General features: G+C 59.3%; 3 protein-coding genes. 2 read left to right on the top strand and 1 reads right to left on the bottom strand.

Features of this window, described 5'->3' with window-relative positions; genetic code table 11:
• Nucleotides 1-455: 455 nt before the first annotated feature.
• Both C7G41_RS36825 and C7G41_RS36820 read left to right on the top strand, forming a co-directional pair.
• Nucleotides 456-1,214 carry an outer membrane protein gene (locus C7G41_RS36825; protein WP_106947076.1) on the top strand — a complete coding sequence of 253 codons (759 nt, stop codon included), beginning with the start codon at nucleotides 456-458 and terminating at the stop codon, nucleotides 1,212-1,214.
• Between the two features lie 71 nt (nucleotides 1,215-1,285).
• The gene (locus C7G41_RS36820) at nucleotides 1,286-1,624 is read left to right on the top strand and encodes a DNA-binding protein (protein ID WP_146159911.1); all 339 of its coding nucleotides are present in this window, start codon (nucleotides 1,286-1,288) and stop codon (nucleotides 1,622-1,624) included.
• A gap of 612 nt (nucleotides 1,625-2,236) precedes the next feature.
• Here the strand turns inward: C7G41_RS36820 and C7G41_RS36815 are convergent.
• Nucleotides 2,237-2,391, bottom strand: a 155-nt coding sequence (locus tag C7G41_RS36815) for a hypothetical protein (protein ID WP_146159892.1), incomplete at its 5' end; no start/stop codon positions are given.

The following is a 2,391-nucleotide window of genomic DNA, read 5'->3' as shown; positions in this document are numbered from 1 at the left end:
CTGTCAGCTTCTACGCCAATGCCGACTACCAGTTCTCTGTCGGCGACACCGACGGCGGCAGGCGTAATGGCATTCGCGGAGCGGCTGGCGTCCGGTATACGTGGTGAAGCCGTTTGCGGTTTCTGCCCGAGGCAAGCTCTAAAGAGATGCAGCGACCGCGAAATTTCATCCACGAGCTCCGCTTACTGAACCAATGCGGAAGACATCTGCTCACGTTCAATTCTTCCATTTTTGACCCCGAGCGGACTCTGCAATTTGAAGACCCAAACTGCGGACCATGGAACTCAATTCTTAAGCTGGATTAACAACTTGAGGGCCATTTCGTCCGCAAGTGTGACTTCCACGCTACATCCCACCGGCAGCATCTCGCCTAAAAAAGGAGCAGGAATCATGAGGGGCGCTCCTGCCTAGCCTGACGCTTCGGGGACAACGGAAGCGGACTGGGAGAAATTCATATGAAGAAGATTTTGGTTGGTGCAATTGGCGCTGTGGCGCTGAGCATGTCCGCTCCTGCGAGCGCTGCAGATATGGCAGCCCGTCCCTACACCAAGGCGCCCCCGATGGTTGCGCCGATCTATGATTGGACCGGCTTCTACATCGGCGCGAACGGTGGCTGGGGTCAAAGCCGCAATTGCTGGGACTTCGTCGGTGCGGCCGGCGTGGTGACTGCTGATGGCTGTCGCGAACGCTCTGGCGGCCTGATCGGCGGTCAGGTTGGGTATCGATGGCAGGCGAGCCAGTGGGTGTTTGGCCTGGAAGCTCAAGGTGACTGGGCGGACCTCAGCAGCCAGCGTGTCAGCCTGATCAACCCGGCGTTCTCGACTCGCACGAAAACGGACGGCATCGGGCTGTTCACCGGCCAGATCGGCTATTCCTGGAACGCGTCCTTGCTGTACGTCAAGGGCGGCGCGGCGGTGACGAGCAACCGCTTCAGCATCCTGGGCACGCTCAGCGGAGCTGAACTGGCAGCTGCAAGCGCAACCCGCTGGGGCGGGACCGTAGGTGTCGGCTGGGAGTATGGTTTCGCACCGAACTGGTCAGCTGGCATCGAGTACGATCATCTGTTCATGGGCAACGCAAACAACTCGTTCTCGGTTGCCAACCCCATCGTTGCTGGTGCGCTGAACCGGATCAACCAAGACGTAGATATGGTCACACTGCGCGTCAATTATCGCTTCGGCGGGTACGGTGCGCCGGTGGCGGCGAGATACTAGGCCTCGTCCTTCCATCCTTTCTCCAGTAAATTGGGCCGGCAGAGATGCCGGCCTTTTTTATTGGAGAGAACATGTCCGAAAAATCTCTCAAGCTGCCAAGCCGCCCCTTAAGCCGCCGCGACGCGGCCGATGCCATCAATCGCGCCTTTGAGAGTTCGGACATCACTGAGATTTGCCAGGCCATCGGCGCTGCTATCCGCGACTACAACGTCTCCGACATCGCGAATGAATGCGGGATTGCAAGGCAGACCCTCTATCGCGCTTTTGCCGGTGGTCGTCCAAAGCATCCAAATTTCACAACCATTTTGACCGTCTTGGATGCGCTGGGCTTTCAACTGCATGTCACGGTGCGCCGGAAGGCTAGGGCGCGGTGGGCTCTCCCTAAGGCGGTTCCACCACCGGAATCGTAGTCGTCCTGCCTTGCCCCGGCGCTTACAGTTCGCACATTGTGCAAGCATTTCCAACGAGCCCTCGCCGTTGCGTCGCGTAGTTCACAGGTGCCGCCCCATTCGCCAATGCTCCCCCTTCTACACTGACGGTTAATATAGCCGCGCCGCAGTGCACAATTGTCTGACGAGAGGAGCGCAGGAACGCTTCGGCCGATAGGGATGCCGAACTCGTTGGAATTGATGGTTGTTCGGACAGTGGTCACCTCCTTGATGCCAGCGTAACCTTCCGCAAATCCACAGCGCTTCTTTTGTCGGGGTTTAGATGTGAGGTCCTAACCTAAACCTATCCTTCGGCTCTGCTTGAGTTCGATTGCTTGCCGAGCGACGAGGTCCCAGGCTGCATTCTGCTTGACGTGCGCCTCTCCGGAAGGAGAGGTCCAGAATTGCAAGAGCGGCTGACGGCGTTAGAGCCCCACCACTGTGCGGACCATCAAAGTGAGTGGTGAGAATTTGATCACCAAACCGGTCACGGCAGACGAGTTGCTGAGCGCCAGAAGAAGTAGAGGCCGCGCTCGGGGATGTCGATGGCGGCGCCGTAGCCGGTGGCAACCGGCGATCCACGCCGCGCCTCCTTCAACCGGCAAAAGTGCTGGCCACGATGATCGGTCCAAGCACGGTCAGCACAACGTTGCCGACGGCGTAAGGCACGGCGACCCCGAGCACGGGCGTCTGGCTTTCTGCAACTTCGCAGGCCCCGGTAACGGCGGCGTCGACGGTCATGGCGCCGG

Source organism: Bradyrhizobium sp. MOS002 (assembly GCF_003020115.1).
Taxonomy (GTDB): Bacteria; Pseudomonadota; Alphaproteobacteria; order Rhizobiales; family Xanthobacteraceae; genus Bradyrhizobium.
The sequence above is the reverse complement of the archived record's forward strand: the minus strand, read 5'-3'. Positions and strand labels throughout refer to the sequence as shown.

Bases quoted from the DNA above. Each gene is read 5' to 3' on its own strand.
- C7G41_RS36825 (WP_106947076.1), top strand. From the start codon at position 456: ATGAAGAAGATTTTGGTTGGTGCAATTGGCGCTGTGGCGCTGAGCATG.
- C7G41_RS36820 (WP_146159911.1), top strand. From the start codon at position 1,286: ATGTCCGAAAAATCTCTCAAGCTGCCAAGCCGCCCCTTAAGCCGCCGC.